Below are 23,476 nucleotides of genomic sequence, written 5' to 3'. Positions count from 1 at the left end.
TAATGAATAAAACAGCAGAAAAACAAGCATTATTAGATAAAATCGTTGAAGCTATCCAGGATGTAAAAGGAGAAGATATCATGATCTTCGATCTTTCAAACATTGAAAACTCCGTAGCAGAGACGTTCGTAATATGTAGTGGAAACTCAAATACACAGGTATCTGCATTAGCAGGAAGTGTAGAGAAGAAAGTAAGAAACGAACTTCAAGACAGACCTTGGCACGTAGAAGGTACGGAAAATGCAATGTGGGTACTTGTAGATTATGTTTCAGTGGTAGTTCATATATTTCAAAAAGATGTACGTGAGTACTATGATATAGAAGAACTTTGGGGTGACGCAGTCATTACCAAAATAGAAAATGAATTTTAAAATTTTAAAAAGTATAAATGAATAATAAAGGATTCAACTGGTTCTTTCCTATTGCAATCATAGCTCTTTTGCTATTTTTTGGCTCCAATTTTTTAGGAGGAGATAGTGCAAAATCTATTGATGAAGATGGTTTCTTTAGAGAAATGCAGGCGGGGAAAGTCCAGAATGTAATTATATACAAAGACACAGAGAAAGCAGACGTTTTTCTTACAAAAGCAGCAAAGGCAGCAACGGTAACTAAATCTGCCAATGAAAGTAATCCACTTTCGGCGTTGGAAATGGCTCCTAAAGCAGATTTTTCTGTAAAATATGGAGATCTCCAGCTTTTTCTTCAGAAATTTGACCAGGTTAAGGCAACAAATCCAGCTATTAAGACTACAAAAGACTACGGAGCAGGTAAGAACCCGTTCATGGACATCTTATTGTCTGCATTGATCTGGATTGCAATCTTAGGATTATTCTACTTCCTTCTTTTCAGAAAGATGGGGGGTGGCGGAGGCCCTGGAGGACAAATTTTCTCGATTGGAAAGTCTAAAGCTAAGCTGTTTGATGAAAAAGAAAGAATTCAGGTAACATTTAAAGATGTTGCAGGATTGGAAGGAGCTAAAGAAGAAGTTCAGGAGGTTGTAGACTTCTTGAAGAACTCTGAAAAATATACCAAGCTGGGAGGTAAAATCCCTAAAGGTGTTCTTTTGGTAGGCCCTCCGGGAACCGGTAAAACATTATTGGCAAAAGCTGTTGCCGGTGAAGCTAAAGTTCCGTTCTTCTCACTTTCAGGTTCTGATTTCGTAGAAATGTTTGTAGGAGTAGGTGCTTCAAGAGTAAGAGATCTTTTTGCTCAGGCAAAAGCAAAATCTCCGGCGATTATCTTTATTGACGAGATTGATGCCATCGGACGTGCCAGAGGAAAGAATAATTTCTCAGGAGGTAACGATGAAAGAGAAAATACCCTGAACCAGCTTCTTACCGAAATGGATGGTTTCGGAACAGATGTGAACGTGATTGTCATGGCAGCAACCAACAGAGCGGATATCCTTGATAAAGCTTTGATGAGAGCAGGACGTTTCGACCGTTCCATCTATGTAGACCTTCCTGAATTGCATGAAAGAAAAGATATCTTTGACGTTCATTTGAAAAAAATCAAGCTGGATGACAATGTAGACAGAGACTTCCTGGCCAAACAAACGCCTGGATTCAGCGGGGCAGATATTGCTAATGTTTGTAATGAAGCCGCACTTATTGCAGCAAGATACAACCATACCTCTGTTACCAAACAGGATTTCCTTGATGCTGTAGACAGAATCATCGGAGGTCTTGAAAAGAAAAATATGGCGATTAAGCCTTCTGAAAAGAAAAGAGTGGCTTATCACGAAGCGGGTCATGCTACCATCTCATGGTTGGTAGAACATGCATCTCCACTGTTAAAAGTGACGATTGTTCCAAGAGGACGTTCTTTAGGAGCGGCATGGTATCTTCCGGAAGAAAGACAGCTTACCACTACTGAGCAGATGCTGGATGAAATGTGTGCAACATTGGGAGGTAGAGCAGCAGAACAGGTAATCTTTAACAATATTTCTACCGGAGCACTTTCAGATTTGGAAACCGTGACGAAAAGAGCTCAGGCTATGGTTACAGTCTATGGATTAAGCCCGAATATTGGTAATATTTCTTACTATGACAGCTCAGGCCAGTCTGAATATTCTTTTGGAAAACCTTATTCTGAAGATACGGCTACGAAAATTGATGCTGAGATTAAAATGATCATTGAAAATCAGTATGACAGAGCCGTAAGAATTCTTACAGAAAATAAAGATAAGCTGGATGCTTTAGCCAATAAGCTTTTAGAAAAAGAAGTTATTTTCCGTGAAGATCTGGAAGACATATTTGGAAAAAGAGCATGGGATCCTGAATTGACAGAGAAACCTGTGACCAATACCATTCCTGAAAAAGATCAGCCCGGAATATTGGATATCCCTCAAATAAAAGAGAAGGAGGAAGAGAGCGAAATACAGGCTCCTGAAAGTCCAACCCAACTTTAAAAATCTTAAAAATAAGATAAATACAACCTGACAATTTTAAAATTGTCAGGTTTTTTCATATTTAAGGAGATATTTTGGAATCTATTGTAATTAATTTTCTATTTTTGTATAAAGTTGACTAAAAATAGATTAAGTTGAATTTATTCAAGAGAATTGTAAGCAAACTTACCAACCAGCCTGAAGAAGAGGACAAACAGAGTCTGGAGAAGCTAGGGGACTCGCTGAAAAATGCGGATCTCGACTATAAGTTTGCGCAATTATTTACGCATTCGGGGGGATTTTTTAATTATTGTGCAGATGAAGCGGAGGCTCTACAAACTTTAAATCAAATTATCAAGATAGAAGGTATTGATAACCTGTTCTGTTGGGATAAAGAACTTCAGAACTTTTTAAACGTTGTGAGGTCTTCTTATACATCAGAACTGCAGCCATCCAATAACGCTGCATTTATCACATGCGAATATCTGATTGCTTATGATGGAAGAATCATGCTCTCCCATAATAATATCCTTCATTACCATTCTTCAAGGTTGCCTGATAAGATTATTATCATTGCCAATGTTTCACAGATTGTGAACAACCTTAATGATGCAATGGGAAAAATAAAAAGGAATGGAAATATTAAGAACCTTACTTCCATTAGTGGAGGTCAATCAAAATTAGACGGTTCTTCTTCCTCCAGTCCTAAACTGTTTCTATTACTGCTTGAAGACTAAGCACGCAATTCTAAATTTTAAATTTTGGACAAAAACCTTATTCAAAGAACGATCTCAGGTATTGCTTATGTAGCTATAATCATTCTTTGTACGACTCCCATTGGAGCACAATTAATCAATACTATTTCTCCGGGACTTATTAAGCAGCAATACCTTTATCATGGACTGATCAGCCTTTTATTGGTAGTTGGGTCATGGGAATGTATTAAAATCATGAAATTTGGGAAAGGCTATGAAAAATGGGTGGTGTTCCCTCTGGTCATTTTTATATTTTATATTTTTTCCAAACGGTATTTCAATCATGATTTCTTTTTTGATTTCAGATTGAGTGAAATATTAGCCCTCGCCTTAATTGGGATTGCTGTAGTCACTCTATTTAAATATCCTAACGAATTATACTACGATAGCGGGAAATTGATTTTTACGGTCATTTATGTGGCTTTACCGTTTAGTTTTGCATTAGGACTGCCTAAGTTCTCCAGCTATGACAATACCTTCTCTCTGGAGGTGCTATTTCTGTTTGTCCTGATCTGGAGTAGCGATACCTTTGCTTATCTGGTAGGAAAATTCTTCGGAAAACATAAAATGGCACCTAAAATTTCTCCTAAGAAAACTTGGGAAGGCTATGCAGGTGGAGTAGTTTTAACATTAGTTTTGTCTTACTTCATAGAGCATTATCAGCCGGAACTTAGAGGAAACTGGATGATAGTAGGATTTTTGGTAGCTGCTTTCGCTCCTTTGGGAGATTTGGTAGAAAGCCAATTGAAAAGAAATTTCGGGGTTAAAGACAGTGGAAACATCATTCCCGGACATGGAGGCGTATTAGATAGACTGGATAGTTTCATAATCTGTGTTCCTGTCGTATATTTGTACTTTATTTTAGAAAAATTTATTTAGTCTCATGAAATTACATAGAGAATCAAAAGGAACGATTACCGTAGCGACCATACTTTTTATTGTATTGGGCGTTTTAGCGATTTACTTTCTTAAAATGTGGTCGTTGCTGATCATTATGCCTTTATTGGTTATTTACTGTCTTGTATTCTGGTTTTTCAGAGTTCCGGACCGCAGTATTCTTGACCATAAAGAAAATGTAATAGCTCCGGTGGACGGAAAAGTAGTAATGATTAAAGAAGTGGAAGAAGGCGAATTCCTGAATGGAAAAGCAATCCAGGTTTCTATTTTCATGTCTCCTCTTAACGTTCACATCTGTAGATATCCTGTAACAGGGAAAGTAATCTACAAAAAATATCACCCCGGAAAATATCTGGTGGCATGGCATGAAAAGTCTTCAACAGAAAATGAAAGAACAACAGTGGCCGTAGAAACACTGACCCATCATAAAGTAGTGTTCAGACAGATTGCAGGATATGTTGCAAGAAGGATTGTTTTCTACTGTAATGAAGGAGATCAGGCAAAAGCAGGACATGAGTTCGGATTTATTAAATTCGGTTCAAGAATGGATGTTTTCCTGCCGTTGGATACTGAGATTACTTGTAAGATCGGTGATATAACAAAAGGAGGATTGGATGTCATTGCCAAATTAAAGAAAAGTTAGAATTCTAATTTTAATAATATACAAAAAAGAGAGGGCCATACAGGTTCTCTCTTTTTTTGTTGAATATGTTCAGATCACTCTATACGCTGAGTTTTACTACGCATGCGTAACATTAAGTACTGCGGGATAGAAACTTTTTTATTCGGATAAATAATTTTGTAGCAGCAAAGCTCAGTATTCTTCCTGTTTTTTTATTTAGATGGTATTAAAAATTAAACATTCGATATCTTTTTTATTTTTAATGTTCATTTTTTTATTACAAATGACATTTTTATTTAATAATTTTAATATTCAAATTGTAAAAAAACACTTAAATCACATGCTTTTTTAACGGTGAAAATTATGAACAGAACTATTTGTTTTTGTAAGCTTTTACCATGTTTAAATGGGTATTAATATTGGTTTTTTATATTTCAGTATATAGAATACCGATCTGAGCTTTTATTAAAATAAAAAAACAACAAAATGATTTATAAGTTTTTCTTTAAGATGATCAATGATGGTGTGGCAGAGAAAACAGAAGATGATTTCAAAAGTAATTATCAGAATCTTATTAACCGGTATCTGCTTTTATTGTTCTTCATATTCCTGTTTTATTCTATTTTTATCATTACTTTTTTCGGGGATATGCTGATTTCAATTTTCCTGACGGTAATCACTTTTTTCTGGTTATTTCTAATGGCAATAAAAGGAAAAACCAGGCGATTTGGGAAAATGCTCAAAATTAGTATTATCTCTATCTTCATCCTGCTTACGATTATTGTCAGTTTTTTTAATATCTATACCTATAAAAACGCCGGAGTAGAATATTTTTATTTTTGCCTTTTGTTTGCGGTGCCTTTTTTTCTCAATTACAAAAAAGATTCGTTTTCCATATATTTTATTACTCTTACGATCAGTATCAATTTTATTGTTTGCCTGTATTTTGATTTTGATTCGCTGCCTAAAAGCAGATTTTTGGAAAAAGATGATTTCAGGACGGTACGTCTTTGGAATATCTTGTTTTCCATAGCTTCTTTTGTCATGGATATTGTTTTTATTGCTCAAAAAGACGCATTGATTAAGGGATTGATCGTAGACACAAAAATGAAGGATTCTACCATTAAAGACCTGGTGAAAACGAATACGGAATTAATGAAACATCAAATGCTTATTAACCATCTTACAGAAGAAAATATTCAGGAGATTTTAAGTTTGGCTGAAAATAATTCTCCGTTATTTTTTGAAAAGTTTCAGGTGTTTTTTCCTCATTTTGTCCCTGATATTTTAAAGATCAACCCGAATCTTATTCATTCGGAGCTGTACTTTTGTGCATTGATGAAGCTTGATTTTGACACAAAAAAGATAGCCCAGTGTACCAATAACAGTATTCGAGCGGTGGAAAGTAAAAAATACAGAATACGGAAAAAACTGAATATTTCCTCTGAAATAAATATCAATAGCTTTCTTATTAATATTTAAACCTTAACATTATGAGTTTTACTACTTATGCGTAGTATTGAGAGGCGTGAGAATGCTTTCATTCCTTTTATGCATGATATTTTTACTCAAAATTAAGTAATGAATATTAAGGAGATTCACATTGGAAGCCTAATACGGTCTAAAGTGGAAGAACATCAGATCTCAATAGAGAGAATCGCTCATTTTTTAGATAAGGATGAGGCTGATGTGGAAAGAATGTATGATGAGAAGAGCATTGACGCAGACACGCTGTTGAAATGGTGTAAGCTTTTAAAATTTGATTTTTTTAGATTTTATACCGGTCACCTGATTTTGTATGCACCACATGCAAGACTTGATAATGTAATAAAGCACCGGGGAAAAACTATGGTTTTCAGAAAAAGTATCTATACACAGGAGGTTAAAGACTTTATACTTGAAAAAATAAGAATGGGGACGATGACCGCCAATGAAGTTATGGAAAGATATAAGATTCCCAGAACTACTTTGTATAAATGGTTAAAAAAAATATAGTATGAGCCCTGATTATAAGCAGATTTATACCGATATTCTTGAAGAAAAATATCCCGAAAAATTAAAAGATCCCGGCATAAGACGCCAATTGGAAATGCTTCATTCTGCAGTAGATATTCTGCGGTTTAATCAACAGATTTTCGGCAATCCGGAATATGCGATAGAATTCAATAATCAAAGGCTCCGTTCTTATGATGAAGTATCTATTTTGCAAATTCTTACATACCAGAAAAAAAATAAGCTGACCAATATTCAGGTGAGTAATCATTTTAAAATTAGCAGAAACACAATTGCCAAATGGAAAGCTGCCTTTAAAAGCTGATTTTGATAAAAATAAATGATTGTATTTTATTAAACAGAATGATATTATTTTTTTCAATAAATACAGGATAATAGATTTTCAATAATTGGGATGATTATTTTTTTGATCTATTGTTGCTTTTTATAATAACTCAACTTTTTTCTTATCATTTTGAGACTTCTGTCACTCTATGAGTTTTACTACGCGTGAGTAGTATTGCGTAGGCTAGCGGTTGTTGTAATTGTCTGGCTATGATAATTTTGTAGCAAGCAAATCGATTTAGTTTAAAAAAAATGATTAAACAATTATAACTTATAAATGATGAAGACAAAATTTACCACACCCAGAATAAAAGTTCTGCTTCTTGCCTTACTTTTACTTTTTGGAAAGTTTTATTCACAGACCCATAATGGTGCTGTAGGGATTAATACCACTGCTCCCAATGCAAATTCAGTACTGGATGTTGTTTCGGGAAATAATAACAAAGGAATGCTTATTCCCCGGTTGACCGAAGCTCAAAGGGATGCAATTATCATCAACAAGCCAACAGATGACGGGCTTACCATTTACAATACAACAGAGGATTGTTTTAATTACTGGAGCCTTACAGATAATGAATGGAAGAGTGTTTGCGGACAGCTTGGAAAAGCTGTTTTTACAATAGACTGCTCTTCTTCTAAAGCAATGGGAAGCTATGTAAAAGGCAAAGAATTAACCAATTCTCATTACCTGAGTATTTCTGTGAATGTAACTAAATTAGGAAATTATACCGTTTCCGGAACAACCTCCAATGGATATAATTTTTATGGAACCGGAGTTTTCCTTAATACAGGAATACAAACAATACAGGTTCTGGGACAGGGAACTCCTCAGAATATTCAGACTGATACGGTTGCTCTTAACGCGAATGGAACAGATGTTAACTGTACACCTCCAATTTCTATTTCAGTGCTGAGCCCTGCAGGTACTTATACAATGGCTTGCGGAAGTGCAACCGTAAATGGAGTCTATAAAGTAGGAACCGCTCTTACCGCTTCCAATACCATTACTTTACCGGTAAATGTTTCAGCATTGGGAAGTTATACCATTACCACCAATACTGTTGACGGAATTTCTTTCAAAGGATCAGGTACATTTACAGCAACTGGAAACCAGAATATTACGTTGGGAGGAACAGGAACCCCTACATCTACTTCTGTAAAGACCATTACCATTACTTCTGACAGCCAGGGTGGAGTATCTACCACATGTTCTGTGAACGTGATTGTGGTAATTCCTAAGAAAAACATTTTGCATTTAGGATTGGAGACAGCATATGGGTACAGTGCTTATACAGGCCCGTCAAGAAGCCTGATGGATTCTCCTACTAATTTTGGGACGACGGCATCAAGCATTGTTAAATATGAAGGATTTAATCATATCTCATTAGGAAATTCACCGTCTTCTACAGCACTTCAAACAGCCTTAAATAATAAACCGGATATTGTCATTATAGGATATAATTATACTCCGAATGCCACAGATGCGGGTTATATTGCCAGCTATCTGAATAAAAAAGGAGTTGTGATTGCGCTTACAGATGATACCGCTTCTGCTCAAAACTTATTCCGTGGAATTTTTTCTGATCCTACCATTTCAACAGCTTATGGAGCGGGAGCAGGATCTGTGTATGCTCTTGCCAATTCCGATGATCCTATATTGAATGGTCCTTTTGGTGATGTAAGAGGTAAAAACTGGGGTGAAGACGCTTCTACAACGGTGAGTGTTTCTGGATTGACCAGTGGTTTTACCCCTTACAGCTATGCACAACCTATTAACAGTACTACATCGAGAACTGGAATATCAGGATTGAGAAACACCAGCTTGAATTTTATATGGTTTGGAGACGGAGGATTCTTAAGCAATGAAAATGCGAATGGAAACCAGTATTCAAGTAATACAATTGAACCTTTTGTAGCTCCAAGTTCGGGAGGATATTTCCCTGTTCAGAAATCAGCTTACGGATATGCAGGTAATGGGTATTCGACTGGTGGAATGCAGGTGCAAAACTCAATACTGTTTGCGAATATGATAGCCTGGGCAATTAAGCAGGCAGAATTCAGCGGTATTAATACACAGTGATGACCGTTTTTAAAGAGGACTCCGGTACGATGATTCGTACCGGAGTTTTTATTTTATATATGTTTTTATTTCTTGTGTCAGGCTTATTATAAAATCCACCGGCAGATCTTCTTCGGGATCAATTAAAAGGATTTTAAACTTCTTTCTGCCATCCTGAGTAAGTTCGGGATAATCCAGCTTATCTCCATGATAAAAACTGATATAGTGTTTTTTATATTTCTTGCTGTAGTAGAAATAGCATAGCATCTTCTTTTTGTATTTGATAAAAGGAAGTCCAAAGCTGAAGGTCTCGGTAATGTTTTCCGTATCTGATGCTAAGATTTTTTCACGCAAAAATAAAAGAGTACTTCTCTCAGGCTCTTCGATTCTGTAGAAATACTCTTGTATAGGGTTCATTTTAAATCACTTAAAATAGTTAGTCGAAATTTTGAAGCTCCACAAGCTTATTGTACATTCCTTTTCTGGCAATAAGATCATGGTGGGTTCCCTGTTCTACAATATCACCTTTTTCCATGACTACAATCCAGTCTGCTTTTTGGATCGTTGAAAGACGGTGGGCAATAATAAGGGAAGTTCTGTTTTCCATCATTTTTTCCAATGCGTCCTGTACAAATCTTTCAGATTCCGTATCCAGTGCAGAAGTGGCTTCATCCAGGATCATAATCGGTGGATTTTTCAGAACTGCTCTTGCAATAGAAACCCTTTGTTTCTGTCCTCCGGACAGTTTATTTCCATCATCTCCGATATTGGTATCATAGCCTTCGGCAAGGTTGGTGATAAATGAATCTGCGTTAGCTATTTTAGCTGCAGCAATCACTTCCTCTCTTGTGGCATCCGGTTTACCCATCAGGATGTTATTGTAAACAGAATCATTGAATAATACAGATTCCTGAGTTACCATTCCTAAAAGCTGGCGGTATTCTTTTAATTTTAAATGTTTGATATCTATTCCGTCAATAAGAATCTGGCCTTCTGAAACATCATAGAATCTGGCCAAAAGATTGGCAATAGTTGTTTTTCCACTTCCACTCTGTCCTACTAAAGCTACTGTTTTTCCTTTTGGAATTGTCAGATTAAAGTTTTTAAGGATAAGATTGGCTTTATCATAATAGAATCCGATCTCTTTAAATTCAATATTATTCTGAAGTGTCGTGATAGAAACGGGTTCTGTCACTTCTTCAATTTTCACATCCGCATCCAGGATTTCCAATACTCTTTTCAGGGAAGCTTCTCCTTTCTGAACGTTAGAGATCGCTGTAGACAAACTTTTTGCCGGTGGTAAAATCTGGAAGAACATTCCCAGGAAAACAAGGAAATCTGCAGGAGATATGCTTTGCTCAACAATAATTTGTTTTCCACCATACCATGCGATAATCAAAAAGGTAATAGATCCTAAAAATTCGCTCATCGGGGAAGCCAGTTCTTTCTTTCTTCCTAAGCTTATTGAGCTGGATATCCATTTGTTCATCGACTTCATAAATCGGTTGTCCATGATCTTCTCTGCATTGAAAATCTTAATCACTTTTGAGGATTTCAATGTTTCGTCTACAATGGAAAATATGGTCCCCATTTCATGCTGTGCTTCGTGAGAATCTTTTTTAAGGCTTTTTCCTACCAAAGCGATCATCGTTCCCATGACAGGAAGTACCAGAAGGGAGAAAAGGGTCATTTCTGCACTTAAGAAGAATAAGGTGACCAATGTACTGATCAGCATGAAAGGTGCATTAATCAATTCGATTAAACTTCCTAAAATATTCCCTTCAACCTCACCTACATCATTAGACATACGGGACATTAAATCTCCTTTGCGGCTTTCTGTAAAGAATGAAACCGGTAAAGAAAGTATTTTTCGGTACATGGCACCACGCAGATCTTTAGTAACGCCTACACGGTAGTTTATTAACAGAAAAGATCCAAAATATCTGAAGGCATTTCTCAGCAGGAACATAAAGGCTGTAATAATACATAGCCAGGCAAGAACGGTCAGTGAGCCATATTGTGCCACTAAACTTTGCACATAGTAATTGGAATATTCTTTTAAATAATTGAAAAAATCAAGCAGTTCTCCTGAATAAACAGGTGCTGTTTCATATTTCTCAGGCTTAATCGTTCCAAACAACATTCCCAAAACGGGTAAGATAGTTCCCAGGGAAGCAATCTGAAATACGGAGTACAGGATATTGAAAAATAAACTTCCGTAAATATATTTTTGATGCGGTCTCGCGAATTTTAAGATTTTTTTATATTCGTTCATTCAATGAAAAAATTGGATAGCAAAATTACGTAAAATTAAAAGATAAGACGTTCTTAATCCTATTTTACTTTATCTTATATGTTTCAAAAAGTGGATTTTTGTTACACCGCTGAACCTTTCTCTTTTATTTTTGAATAAAATGCGGGGCTCATAGGACGGTAGGACTGAAAAGAAATAAGAGGTTTGATAAAAAAATAAACCGCCATTCCGGCGGTTTTTACGGTTATTTAGGATTAATTAAATGTAACCTTGTCATTGTATTTTGGAGCAAAATTCTTAGGATTTAGTTGATCTAATGTTTTTCCAAAGTTATTGATGATTTGAGTCATATTATTAAAATCAACAATAGTAACATCGTCATTTTCATGATGGTAGTGTGATGCTTTAGTCATATCAACTGTTGAAAATGAGTGGGCAATGATTTTCTTTTTTACAAAGCTCACATTATCTGACCGGTAAAAAAGTTGTTGTTCTGCATAAGGATCTGGTTTTATAGTCAGTCCATTTGCTGCATTTTTATTGAAAAGCTCATCCAGGTCTGAAAAACCGTCACCGGTCATATATAATGCATTTTTCCCCCATTGAGATTCAGTGGCCACCATTTCAAAATTGAAAAGAGCTGTCATTTTATTATAGATCTTATCCAGATTTTTATCTTCAGAAATTGCTTTTGAGCCGAGCATTCCTTTTTCTTCTCCGTTAAAGGCCATGAAAACCATTGAAAACTGAGGTTTTTTATTTTTAAAATAATCGGCAATGCCTACCAAAGTTGTAATGCCGCTGGCATCATCATCTGCGCCGTTATAAATATTGTCACCACTCTTATTGCTGGTTCCTATATGATCAAAATGCCCGGAAAATCCTAAATACTGATCTGATATTCCTTTTTTAATGCCACATACGTTATATGCTTTTTGGCCTTTGTATTCAAAAGGAATCAGGTAAGAGTTTCCTGTACAGTATTCCAGCTTGTTTTCTTTGAAAAGTGCAGCAATATAATGAGCGGCATTTTCATTTTCGGGAGTTCCTATTTCACGTCCTTTCATTTCGTCTGACGCAAGAGTGGAAAGGATGGTTTTCACTCTTTCCTGTGGAACTTCCTGTGCAAAAATACTTATAGAGAACATTGATAGAGCGAGGTAGGTTAGCTTTTTCATTATTTTTTTAATTAAGATTTATATGATCTGTCGCGCATTTAACTGAAATGTTGCATGAAATTACATAAATAAAGATAATTAAAAAACAGCTCCTAAAAAGAAGCTGTTCTCACTCAAAAAATCGTTGTAAGGTTATCGAAGTCTGTCTACAGATTTCACGAGCCTCTCATCTTTACGGATATATACGTTTGCAATAAACAAACAGATAACCGCGATTAATGGGAAAATCGGCTCAATACCCTTCTCAGGAAATTGAATTCCTCCGGATAAGCTTAGCAGCCAGTACGCCAATACACCAATCAACAAAACGTTTATAATGATGCTGATGGTATTCAGCAAAATTTGTCTTTTTCTGTTTTTAAAACTAAAAATACTTAATGCTCCGGCCAAAACCAGTAGGATACACCCGATATTGAGTACCGGAATATTGTTCAAAATAACAACATCCTGTCCTGTAATGAAAAGAAAAACAGCAGATAAAACTGCCAGTAACGTCCATATGGTTTGTATTCTCTGTAGCATTGAATATTAAATTCTTGGCAAAAATAACATAAATTTTGCACAATTCAAAAATAAGTGTAGATTTGCATTATACAATGTACTTGAAAACCAAAGTCACCGGACTTACTTTTCTTACTCACAATTAATTACATTTTTACATTAAGTATGTTTAACATAGAAACGTTAAGGTCAAAATCCGTAACGGAACTGACGAAAATCTTAAAAGATTTAGGCGTTAAAGTTGCAAGAAATAGCAATGAGAATGATAAAATCTTTGCAGTTCTAGACTTTCAGGCTTCTAACCCTAAAGTTGCAAAAGATTATTTCAACGCCACAGAAACCAGTCCAAATACGGAAGAGGCCACAGCAGATAAACCTGTAAAAGCCCCGGCAAGAAAAGCTGCTCCTAAGAAAACAGTAGCGAAGCCAAAAGTGAATGCCAAAACTCCGGTTGAACCGAAAGTGGAACAAAAGGTAGAAGAAACGGTTCCCGCTTCTGAAGAAATAAAAACAGAAGAACCGAAAGCAGAAGCTGTGGTAGCAACAGCAACAGAAGAAATGACTGCTGCATCACAAGCTAAAAAGAAAAGAAAAAGGGTTTCTGGAAATACAGGTGATACCGAAGTATCTCAGGAAAGAACAGAAGCTCCTAAAAATACAGAATCTCAAGAGCCTGCTCAGGCAGAAGAGAAGCCTAAGAATCCTCAACAACAGGCTAACAGATCCCCAAAAGGACACAACCATCCGCAGAACAGCGGAAATCAACATAGAAATCAGCATCAGCAACAGAACCAACAACACCAACACCAGAATCAGAATCAAAACAGGCATTCTGAAAAGGCAGAGGAACAGACTGACCATAAGAAAGAATTTCATTTCGATGGTATGGTAAGTATTGAAGGTGTTTTAGAGATATTGCCGGATAACTATGGATTCCTTCGTTCTTCAGACTTTAGCTATATTTCTTCACCTGATGATGTGTATGTTTCTACTGCACAAATCAGAAATTTCGGTTTAAAGACCGGAGATACCGTGAAAGGAATTGTAAGACTTCCAAAAGAAGGGGAAAAATATTTTTCTTTGCTAAAACCTACGGAAGTTAACGGACGTGATCTTGCTTTTATCAAAGACCGTGTGGCTTTTGAATATCTTACTCCACTTTTCCCACAAGAGAAATTTAATCTTGCTGGAAGCGAGTCTACCATTTCAACAAGAATAGTAGACCTGTTTGCACCGATCGGAAAAGGACAGAGAGCAATGATTGTTGCACAGCCTAAAACAGGTAAGACAATGTTGCTTAAAGATATCGCCAACTCTATTGCTGCCAATCACCCGGAAGTATATATGATGGTTCTTTTAATTGATGAACGTCCGGAGGAGGTTACTGATATGGAAAGAAGCGTAAATGCAGAGGTTATTGCCTCTACATTTGATGAAGCGGCTGAGAAACATGTAAAGGTAGCCAACCTTGTTCTTGCCAAAGCTCAGAGAATGGTAGAATGCGGACATGATGTCGTGATCTTACTGGACTCTATCACAAGATTGGCGAGAGCGTATAATACCGTAACTCCAGCTTCAGGTAAAGTTCTTTCCGGAGGGGTTGATGCCAATGCGCTTCACAAACCAAAAAGATTCTTCGGAGCAGCGAGAAAAATTGAAGGAGGTGGTTCATTAACGATTATTGCTACAGCTCTTATTGATACCGGTTCCAAAATGGACGAGGTCATCTTTGAAGAATTCAAAGGTACCGGAAACATGGAACTTCAGCTAGACAGAAAAATTGCTAACAGAAGAATTTATCCTGCTATTGATTTAATTTCTTCAAGTACACGTAGGGATGATCTTCTTCTTGACGAGGTTACCTCTCAGAGAATGTGGATCTTTAGAAAATATCTTTCTGAAATGAACCCTATAGAAGCAATGGAATTTGTAAATAAGAACATCAAAGGAACTCTTAATAATGAAGAATTCCTGATGTCTATGAATAAATAAATTTAATTATTGTTAAATAGAAAAAGCATGGATCCTGTTTTGGGATCTGTGCTTTTTCATTTTCAGACCTTCCATAATTCCATGGGGGAATTTATTTTAAACTTTAATTCATTCTAAATCAATATATCAATGTTAAAGATTTATTAAAGTAATCCCCAATCCTTGATAATCCCTTAAATATTGGCTAATTTTGGATATAACATTAAAAATAAAGATTATGTCATTTGAATTACCACAACTAGGATATGCATATGATGCATTAGAGCCAACTATTGATGCAAAAACTATGGAGATCCATTATACAAAGCATCACCAGGCATATATTGACAACTTAAATAAAGCAATTGAAGGAACTGATCTGGCAGGGAAGACTATTGAAGAAATCTGTCAGACAGGAACTGATAAGCCAGCAGTAAGAAATAATGGTGGAGGACACTTCAACCACTCTTTATTCTGGACTATTTTAACTCCTGGAGGAAGCAAAGAGCCAGTAGGAAATGTAAAAGCTGCTATCGAAAATTATGGTGGTTTAGAAAAATTCAAAACTGATTTTTCTGATGCTGCTAAAACAAGATTCGGTTCAGGATGGGCTTGGTTAGTGAAAAATGCTGACGGTTCAGTATCTGTTTCTTCTACTCCAAACCAGGATAACCCGTTAATGCCTGTTGCAGACGTTAAAGGAACTCCGGTTTTAGGATTAGATGTTTGGGAGCATGCTTATTATTTAAACTACCAAAACAGAAGACCTGATTATGTTTCTGCATTCTTTGATGTAGTAAACTGGGATAAAGTAGAGGAATTATTCAACAAATAATTTTCAGCTATTATAAACAAAAAAGGTTCAGAAATTTCTGAACCTTTTTTGTTGTGTATTATTTTAAAATGACGGTTTTACTCACCTGTCTCTTTTCAAGATTTATTTTTAAGAAATAATTGCCTTTTAGGAGATTCTGAACATTTGCATCAGAAGTAGTTCCTTTCAGTACCATCTTTCCGGAGAGGTCATACATTTCCCATGAAAGAAGTTTCTCGCTGCCTGTACTTATTTTAAAATATCCCGAGGCAGGATTAGGATGAATTTTAATCTCTGCAGGTAATATCTGAGTTTCAGAAGCCTTAGCCATTGAATTTACCGGAGGGATTTTAGTAAACGTATTGTTGTCTTCACATGGGCCAATATAAGCATGGAATATACCCACATCTTGTCCGGTAGTGTAGAAGCCCGGTAATAGCTGAATCTGATACCCCGCTCTGTAGGTGACCTCGAGGTTAGGATATATCTGTGAGCTCGCGTAGATTCCTCCACTTGCCTGAAAAGTCTGAGAGGTAACCACCTTTTCGTTGATATACATTTCTTCAAAACATGGGCTATTGCAGTTTTTAAAAGAAACATCAGGACCTGGAGGGTTGGTATGGTTAGCCGAAACCTCCGGCTGGTTAATTCCTCCCGTATTATAAATCATTCTTACTCTAAAGTTGAATTCTGTATTAGAGGTCATCCCTGAAGGATAAAAGGAATAACTACTTACGTAGAAACTGAAATTATTAGTACTCGGAAAGTTGGGAGACGTTAACGTCGTAACAAGATTTCCTGTGCTCGCTTCGAGGATGTCAAGCTTGATACCGGCTCCAGGCATTTGAAACGTTGCATTAGGAGGAAGCTGGTAGTTACCCGTGATATACATAGGATCTTCAGGACATCCTGTTTGGCTTCGGGGATGAAGATTGATTGTTCCAACACTAGGGATATTACAGTTAGGAGGTAACCCACAGAAATCATCAAAATAACCATATCCATAATGGCCGCTATTTCCACAGTTTGACATAATGATTTCCAGTGTTACAAACTGTCCCATATATTGTGAAGTGTCAATGTTTTCACATCTCCATCCGGAGTATAAAATATTGTTGGAAGGATTATAGTTGAAAATAGGATTGGAGACTCCGTCAACGGTTCTTTGGTAGACTATATTACCGCTGCTGTTTCTCAGCCTTACCTGATAATAGGGATATCTTGTATCCTGGGTATGGCCGCCATCTGCAGGATTTTGGAAAAATAAAGCATAGGCATAGCTGATACTCCTCTCATTGACAATAAACTGTCGTCTTAGCAATGACGCCCTTCTGGACAATACGCTGGTAGGTTGGTTGAGCCTAATGGCATATTTTCCGGAATATACTCTTGGAATACTTGGAATGTTAGGATCAGCAGAACCGGCATCTACTAAGGTAACATTGGAGTTGGGAGCAGGATTGACCACGGTGGTCGGTGTAAGTGTGTACTGTGCCCAGGTAGACTGATCATATACATCACTGGCAAATCCATAGCCTGCTGTAGAACCTCCGTTATCTTCAAAACCTCCATTCGTACACTGCTGAAGAACCTGTGCGAAATACAGACTTACTTTTTCTGGATTTTTTTTGAAATATTCATTTCTTAGCTTTTGACGCTTTGCGGTATTAAGTGCAGTGGCATAATCCGAAGCAGAAAGTGGCTGGCCGGTTTCTTTATTGGTAGTATCTACAGAGTTGATGACTGCTGTAAAATCAAATGTATTGATATTCTGAGTGATAAAGTTTTCAATTTCAATTTCAACAAGAGCTACTTTATCAAGCCTTTTCTTCTCATCTTTCAGATAAGTTTCTTCATAACTTTGTGCGGTAATTTGAATTACGGCAAAACACAAGGTTAATAGTATTAGAATTTTTTTCATAAATAATAACTGTATAGGTTATTTTTTAGCTTGTTCTAAAGCCTCGATTCTCTTTTGCTGCTCTTTAATCAGCTTATTCTGTTCAATGGTATATAGCGTAAGCTCTTCAATTTTCTGCAGCAGTAAATTTGACATTTCTCCTACATTGAGTCCTTTTTCCTGTATTTCTTTTGCTGATGGAATATTGGGAAGGTGGTTGTTTTCCTTGGTGAATTTTTCTACATCTTCAAGTGTAGGTATTGTGTATTCCGGTTTTAAGCTGGAAGCTCCTGTGTAATATTTCTGGAATACATAATCTGCAGGTACGTTAAGATCTACTTTTATTTCTTCGGCATGGATCTTTCCCTTTACAGTTAACTTGGCATCCGGGTTTAAGGAACCCATTCCAATATTTCCATTGTCATGAAGGAATAATGGAGCATCACAAATTCCTGTTGCACAGTAGTCTACAGCATCATACCTCATGAAAGCCAATCCTTTTGCCCATTGATTTCCTTTCCATATAGCCCATTCTTTTACATTTCCCTGCTGAGTGTAAGAATCATCAATAAACCTTAGACCAGTTGGGATATACCCGCCGTTTCCTCTTATGACGGGAATATTTCCATTAGCATTAATGTCTAAAGACCCTTGTGGAGATGCAGTGTTAATTCCTACATTCGTATTCGTTGAAACAGAGGGGGTTCCCGGGATATAAAGCTGAGCGCTTAGCAAACATACGGATAGCACAGATAGTGCTGAGAGCATTTTCTTCATGAGTTAAATTAGTTTTTATAGGTGATTAGTTACTGAAAATTAAGATTCAGTGATATGCAAATATAGATAAAACTTAAAGTGAATTTGTAAATAATTTATGAATTTTATCCTAATGTTTATATGATATACTGTATAATAGATTGGATTTAATAAAAAAGGTTCAGAAAACTTCTGAACCTTTTTTTAATGTGTATTATCTAGCTCCGTCGCTTCCGGACAGCCCATTCATTTTGAGGCCGTACTTCCACTTTACATATGCAAAGACCTGATAGAGTTTATATTCAAATTTTATCCCGTAGTTTTCCCGTGGGTCATAATCTATTCCTGATTCTATAACATTTCTGTATTTGCCAGTGTTATAATAACTATTCCATTCATTGACTAAAAATGTATTTTTATTTTTCAGATACGATTCTGAATACTGATTCATAGGTTTGGCAATCGCGTTCAAAAAATAATCAAACTGGGTATCTATTACAACGATATCCCATTCTCCGTCTTCATTTTTAGACGGTTTCATTTCGGTGGTTTGTTCTTTATTATTTTTAGGATTATTCTGAGAATAACAACTGTATGGAAGAATGGCCATAAGCAGTAGTAAAACAAAATTTTTCATGATGCAATATTTATACTAAAAAAGCACTCCAATAAGAGTGCCTTTCTGTATTTATTTTTTAATATATTCTTTCTGAACTACAGAAACCGCAGGGAAGTGGTCACTGTATCCACCTGTGAACCGGTCTCCATCCCAAGAACGTAACGGATATCCTTTCCATTGTCCTTCTTTGTTTACAAGATAAGCAGGTGCATAGATCTCTGCTTTATAGATGGTATAGGTAGGCGTTATTTTTTCCGGTGAATAAAGATTTCTTGAAACAATAATCTGATCAAACAAGTTTGGAGCATCTCTGTACGCCAGTGAAGCAACACCTGCCTTATATAATTTGTACATCAGGTTATAATAAGGAGTCTTATCTGATAACTCACTCGGATCGCCTACTGCAGCTAAGTGTTTTTTCAAACTCGGGCTTACAGGGTCATCATTATAGTCACCCATGGAGAATAATTTGATTCCCGGATTTTCAGCAGTTACTTTATCCATTTCGTTTTTCAGTACAGTAGCAGCTGTATTTCTTTTGGCAAGAGAAATTGCTTCTCCACCTTTTCTGGATGGCCAGTGGTTCATAAAAATACCTACTTTTTCTCCATCCAATAATCCAATAGCTATAACGATATCTCTGGTATATTCTCTTTTCCCGTTTTCATCGTAAATTTTAATCTCTTTTTTATAAGAATCCAACAGAGAAAATCTTCCTTTTTGATAAATAATGGCTACATCAATCCCTCTGAAATCATAAGAATTAAAATGAACAATTCCATAATTGCTTCGTGCCAAAGCAGGTTGTTTGATTAAGTCTTCAATAACCTGTCTGTTTTCAACCTCTATTAATCCGCAGATTGCAGGGTTGTCATTAGTATACTGTCTCCCTAGTTCCGAAATCACTTTTGCCTCATTGGCTAGTTTTTGATTATAATACTTTGTTCCCCATCTTTTAGGGCTGTTGGCTGTAAAGTCCTCAGATAAAAACTGTTTTCTGATCACTTTTTTTCCAATTAACAAATCATCGCTCCATTCTCCTTTATAGTCTTCTGTCGTTTCAAGAAACTTTAAAGAATCTACAGGTACACTTCTGTGAAATTTAGGATTGGAAAGAGGTAAAGTTCCATCAATATAGTCTGCAGAAGGAATGGTGTCCCAAAGGTTTTCTACATTGAGGAAGGCAATAGCTGCTCTTTTAACCTGCTTCTGTTGTGAGAAAGCAGAGCTGAAGCAAAACAGGGCGGCAATGATTAAATATTTTTTCATATTCTTAGTATATTCAAAAAATTGAGGGGGTAAAATTACTAATTTTATATAAGAATAAAGACTAAAATAATTTGAGTTTAGTTTAATAAAAAGTTAAGAATAAGGTGGAAAGCTAAAACAGGAGCTTTGTGAAGCGCTCATTTTTTTATGGATTTAATTTTGCCAACATCCGTATTCATTATGTAATCTATAGTAAATGGCCTTCATTTTTAACGTAAATTTAAATAGAAAGAATAGTATTATTGTATTTTTCGCAATTGATGAAAATTAGCATATATTTTTATGATAATAGTGGGGTGTTAAGGAAAATTAATAGAATAAAGAACTAAAAATGTTTGAGTTAATGAAAATAGTTCTAAATTTGTTGCCCCTTAAATAAAGAAGGAGTTAAAAATAAGTTTATTATGATTAAAAAACTATCCCTAATCTCTTTATTTACTTTAATGCCTGCATCTTTTTACTTTGCGCAAACCACTGTGTATGCGTATGTTAAGGATCAGGATGGTAAGCCTTTAGAGAAAGCAGAAGTAGATCTAGCACAATCCAGCGACGACGTGACCGCGGATAAAATTGGGTACTTCCAGTTTGTGGATTTAAAACCTGGACACTATCTTATTACAGTGGCAAAACCAAACTTTGAATCAAAAATCTTAGAGTTTGATGTAGCTGCAAATGAGAAGAGAAAAGACTTAGGTGTTATTACACTTAATTACACTTTGGGATCAGACGCAGGAGTTATAGTCATTGATGACTCTGCCAGTGATTCTGAGGACGGAGGCTCATCTATGCAGCCTACTGTAGGACTTTTAAGCTCAGGAAGAGATGCTTTTCAGAATGTTTCTGCTTTTGAACTCGGTGCTTACTGGTTCAGACCAAGAGGGGTAGACAACAGATTTGAAGATGTTCTTTTTAACGGAGTATCCATGTCTAAGAATGATGACGGAAGAATAGACTTCAACAATTGGGGAGGGATGAATGATGTGACCAGATATCCTTATGAGAATGTAGACAATATTACACCTTCAGAATATACTTTTGGAAACTTAGGTGGGGTAGTATACTATAATACCAGAGCTTCCAGCTATAGAAAACAAACTTCATTAGCCTATTCATTTACGAACAGAAGCTACCTGCACAGAGCTATGGCTACCTATTCGTCAGGGCTTACTAAAAACGGATGGGCTGTAACTGTCTCTGCAAGCAGAAGATGGGGAGACAGAGCCATCATTGATGGAGTTTATCAGGATGCCTATGCTTATTTTGCTTCTATTGAGAAAAAATTTACAGATAGACACTCTATAAACCTAACTGCTTTCGGATCTCCGACCTACAGGGCTTCCAATGCTCCGAATACTCAGGAGGTGTATGACCTGATGGGTAAAAATTATAACTCATACTGGGGATGGCAGGATGGAGAAAAAAGAAACTCCAGAATCAGGAATGTTTTTGAACCTATGTTCATCTTAACAGATTACCTGAAAGTAGGAAAAAATTCAAACTGGACAAACACTGTATCTTATCAGTTTGGTAGCGATGCGAGAAGCAGACTAGACTGGTTCCATGCTCCGGATCCAAACCCTACTTATTACAGAAAATTACCAAGCTACGGACTTCTTTCTGCCGATGAATTCAGACAGCAGTCACAAATAGACTGGAACTCTCTTTATAATGCCAACCGCCTTAACCTTGTTGATGGTGATGGAAAAGCGAGAGGGGCTGTGTATACTATTGTAGAAGACGTTAATAAAGATAAAACGTTCAACTTTTCATCTCACTTTGATACAAGGCTGAAAGATAATTGGAAATTGAACGTAAACTTCAACTATCAGAATTTAAAATCTGATAACTTCAGAAGAGTTAAAGACTTACTGGGAGCTAATTTTGCCAATAATCTCAATGCATTCAACGGAGATGCAAAGTATGATGCTGATAATGGAAATACAGAAGTAAGAGAAGGAGACAGAACCCAGTATTCTTACGAATTAACTAGGAATCATTATTCATTGAACATCTCTTCTGAAATAGATTTTAACAAATGGAATGTTGTTGCTTCCGTTTTCTCATCTTATTCCGAAGCGTACAGAGAAGGAAATTTCAGAAGTGGAATTGCCAGATTCAGAGATAATTCTAAAGGTAAGAGTTCTGTATATGATGCTTTAGATGCTGGGGTTAAAGGTAAAATTACCTATAAAATCAATGGTAAAAACTTTATTGTTTATAATGGAGCTTTCTTTAGCTTAGCACCTACGCTTAATGAAATCTATATCAACCCAAGAATGGTGGATTACCAAACGCCGGGAGTGGGTAACCAGATGATCAATTCTAATGATCTAAGTTATGTGATGAGAGGACAGATTTTAAAACTGAGACTATCGGGGTACTTAACGACGATTCAAAACGCTACTGAAATTTCAAGATATTATGCTGACGTAAATGACGGTACCCTGGGAAATTCTTTCAGTACTTTGGTTAATGAAGCAATGAGCGGAGTTAATAAAAGATACATGGGACTTGAATTAGGTTTTGATGTTAAAATCACACCTACATTAAATGCAGTAGGGGTAGCCAGTGTAGGAGAATACAAATACACGAACAATCCTGAAGTATCTACTTTTGATGACTTAAACGGATTTAGAGGAACAGACGTTTGGGGTAAAGCTAATGTTAAAGGATATAAAGTAGCCGGAACACCACAAAAAGCATTCTCTTTCGGATTAAAATATAATTCTCCGAAATACTGGTGGGTAGGAGCATCTGCGAACTATCTGATGGATCAGTATCTTGATTTCTCAGCGTTGAACAAGACTCCTTATATGTATACGGATCCACAGACCAATGATCCTTTTGCCGGAGTAACTCCTGAACTGATTGAGCTTATTACCAAGCAGAAGAAATTCGATAACCAGTTTATGCTGAACGCCAATGCCGGTAAATCTTTCCAGTTTGGAAAATACAGAATGGGAATCAGTGTTTCTGTAAACAATATCCTGAACAACAGAAATTATGTAACCGGAGGATTTGAACAAGGACGAAATGTGAACTTTAGTGATGCACTTGCCGATGCCCAGAGAGAAACTCCTTATTTTGGACCAAAACTTTGGTATGACAGAGGAATCACTTTCTTTACTAACGTTTATTTAAGATTCTAAAACGAC

General features: G+C 36.3%; 20 protein-coding genes. 12 read left to right on the top strand and 8 right to left on the bottom strand.

The features are described 5' to 3' along the window. The first annotated feature begins 2 nt into the window (after window positions 1-2). The 9 genes from rsfS (at window position 3) to DRF57_RS02110 (ending at window position 9,080) form a co-directional block, all read left to right on the top strand. Window positions 3-371: a ribosome silencing factor gene (rsfS, locus tag DRF57_RS02150; RefSeq protein ID WP_047484796.1), complete on the top strand. Its 369-nt coding sequence runs from the start codon at window positions 3-5 to the stop codon at window positions 369-371. A 17-nt stretch (window positions 372-388) separates the two neighbouring features. Then, a complete protein-coding gene (gene ftsH, locus DRF57_RS02145; RefSeq protein ID WP_047484798.1) occupies window positions 389-2,410 on the top strand; it encodes an ATP-dependent zinc metalloprotease FtsH in 2,022 nt (673 codons plus the stop codon). Between the two features lie 134 nt (window positions 2,411-2,544). Next, window positions 2,545-3,126, top strand: a complete 582-nt coding sequence (locus DRF57_RS02140; RefSeq protein WP_047484801.1) for an LUD domain-containing protein — start codon at window positions 2,545-2,547, stop codon at window positions 3,124-3,126. Between the two features lie 24 nt (window positions 3,127-3,150). Then, window positions 3,151-4,023, top strand: a complete 873-nt coding sequence (locus DRF57_RS02135; protein WP_115916673.1) for a phosphatidate cytidylyltransferase — start codon at window positions 3,151-3,153, stop codon at window positions 4,021-4,023. A 4-nt stretch (window positions 4,024-4,027) separates the two neighbouring features. After that, entirely contained in the window at window positions 4,028-4,684 is a 657-nt protein-coding gene (locus tag DRF57_RS02130) for a phosphatidylserine decarboxylase family protein (RefSeq protein ID WP_115916671.1), read from the top strand. 465 nt (window positions 4,685-5,149) lie between these two features. Next, window positions 5,150-6,145 carry a helix-turn-helix transcriptional regulator gene (locus DRF57_RS02125; RefSeq protein ID WP_115916669.1) on the top strand — a complete coding sequence of 332 codons (996 nt, stop codon included), beginning with the start codon at window positions 5,150-5,152 and terminating at the stop codon, window positions 6,143-6,145. 99 nt (window positions 6,146-6,244) lie between these two features. After that, window positions 6,245-6,658: a transposase gene (locus DRF57_RS02120; RefSeq protein WP_115916667.1), complete on the top strand. Its 414-nt coding sequence runs from the start codon at window positions 6,245-6,247 to the stop codon at window positions 6,656-6,658. Window position 6,659: 1 nt separating this feature from the next. Then, on the top strand, window positions 6,660-6,980 hold the full coding sequence (locus DRF57_RS02115; RefSeq protein WP_115916665.1) for a helix-turn-helix domain-containing protein: 321 nt from the start codon (window positions 6,660-6,662) through the stop codon (window positions 6,978-6,980). A 297-nt stretch (window positions 6,981-7,277) separates the two neighbouring features. Continuing rightward, complete coding sequence (locus tag DRF57_RS02110) at window positions 7,278-9,080, top strand: hypothetical protein (RefSeq protein WP_115916663.1); 1,803 nt, start codon at window positions 7,278-7,280, stop codon at window positions 9,078-9,080. A gap of 48 nt (window positions 9,081-9,128) precedes the next feature. Here DRF57_RS02110 and DRF57_RS02105 read toward each other — a convergent pair whose 3' ends face one another. The 4 genes from DRF57_RS02105 to DRF57_RS02090 form a co-directional block, all read right to left on the bottom strand. Then, window positions 9,129-9,476, bottom strand: coding sequence for a DUF1801 domain-containing protein (locus DRF57_RS02105; RefSeq protein WP_115916661.1), 348 nt, complete (start codon window positions 9,474-9,476; stop codon window positions 9,129-9,131). A 19-nt stretch (window positions 9,477-9,495) separates the two neighbouring features. Continuing rightward, on the bottom strand, window positions 9,496-11,334 hold the full coding sequence (locus tag DRF57_RS02100) for an ABC transporter ATP-binding protein (RefSeq protein ID WP_047484810.1): 1,839 nt from the start codon (window positions 11,332-11,334) through the stop codon (window positions 9,496-9,498). Window positions 11,335-11,567: 233 nt separating this feature from the next. Continuing rightward, on the bottom strand, window positions 11,568-12,491 hold the full coding sequence (locus tag DRF57_RS02095) for a M28 family peptidase (protein WP_047484812.1): 924 nt from the start codon (window positions 12,489-12,491) through the stop codon (window positions 11,568-11,570). 132 nt (window positions 12,492-12,623) lie between these two features. After that, complete coding sequence (locus DRF57_RS02090; RefSeq protein WP_047484814.1) at window positions 12,624-13,013, bottom strand: DUF4293 family protein; 390 nt, start codon at window positions 13,011-13,013, stop codon at window positions 12,624-12,626. A gap of 144 nt (window positions 13,014-13,157) precedes the next feature. Here DRF57_RS02090 and rho point away from each other — a divergent pair, with 144 nt between their 5' ends. Together rho and DRF57_RS02080 are read left to right on the top strand one after the other, a co-directional pair. Beyond that, window positions 13,158-14,984: a transcription termination factor Rho gene (gene rho, locus DRF57_RS02085; protein ID WP_047484816.1), complete on the top strand. Its 1,827-nt coding sequence runs from the start codon at window positions 13,158-13,160 to the stop codon at window positions 14,982-14,984. 217 nt (window positions 14,985-15,201) lie between these two features. Further along, window positions 15,202-15,798 carry a superoxide dismutase gene (locus tag DRF57_RS02080; protein WP_047484818.1) on the top strand — a complete coding sequence of 199 codons (597 nt, stop codon included), beginning with the start codon at window positions 15,202-15,204 and terminating at the stop codon, window positions 15,796-15,798. Between the two features lie 58 nt (window positions 15,799-15,856). Here the strand turns inward: DRF57_RS02080 and DRF57_RS02075 are convergent, their stop codons facing one another. From DRF57_RS02075 to DRF57_RS02060, 4 genes are all read right to left on the bottom strand, one after another. Continuing rightward, entirely contained in the window at window positions 15,857-17,698 is a 1,842-nt protein-coding gene (locus DRF57_RS02075) for a T9SS type A sorting domain-containing protein (RefSeq protein ID WP_115916659.1), read from the bottom strand. Window positions 17,699-17,716: 18 nt separating this feature from the next. Then, the gene (locus DRF57_RS02070; protein ID WP_115916657.1) at window positions 17,717-18,454 is read right to left on the bottom strand and encodes a hypothetical protein; all 738 of its coding nucleotides are present in this window, start codon (window positions 18,452-18,454) and stop codon (window positions 17,717-17,719) included. Window positions 18,455-18,647: 193 nt separating this feature from the next. Next, window positions 18,648-19,070, bottom strand: coding sequence for a DUF6146 family protein (locus DRF57_RS02065; RefSeq protein WP_115916655.1), 423 nt, complete (start codon window positions 19,068-19,070; stop codon window positions 18,648-18,650). 51 nt (window positions 19,071-19,121) lie between these two features. Then, entirely contained in the window at window positions 19,122-20,321 is a 1,200-nt protein-coding gene (locus DRF57_RS02060; protein WP_047484826.1) for an endonuclease/exonuclease/phosphatase family protein, read from the bottom strand. A 404-nt stretch (window positions 20,322-20,725) separates the two neighbouring features. On the opposite strand from DRF57_RS02060, the gene DRF57_RS02055 reads away from it, so the two are divergent. Beyond that, the gene (locus DRF57_RS02055; RefSeq protein WP_047484828.1) at window positions 20,726-23,470 is read left to right on the top strand and encodes a TonB-dependent receptor; all 2,745 of its coding nucleotides are present in this window, start codon (window positions 20,726-20,728) and stop codon (window positions 23,468-23,470) included. The last annotated feature ends 6 nt before the right edge of the window (window positions 23,471-23,476 follow it).

The sequence above is a fragment of the Chryseobacterium rhizosphaerae genome (genome assembly GCF_003385455.1).
In the GTDB taxonomy this organism is placed as follows: Bacteria; Bacteroidota; Bacteroidia; order Flavobacteriales; family Weeksellaceae; genus Chryseobacterium; species Chryseobacterium rhizosphaerae.
Note: the sequence above shows the minus strand (reverse complement) of the source record. Positions and strands in the feature narration are given on the sequence as shown.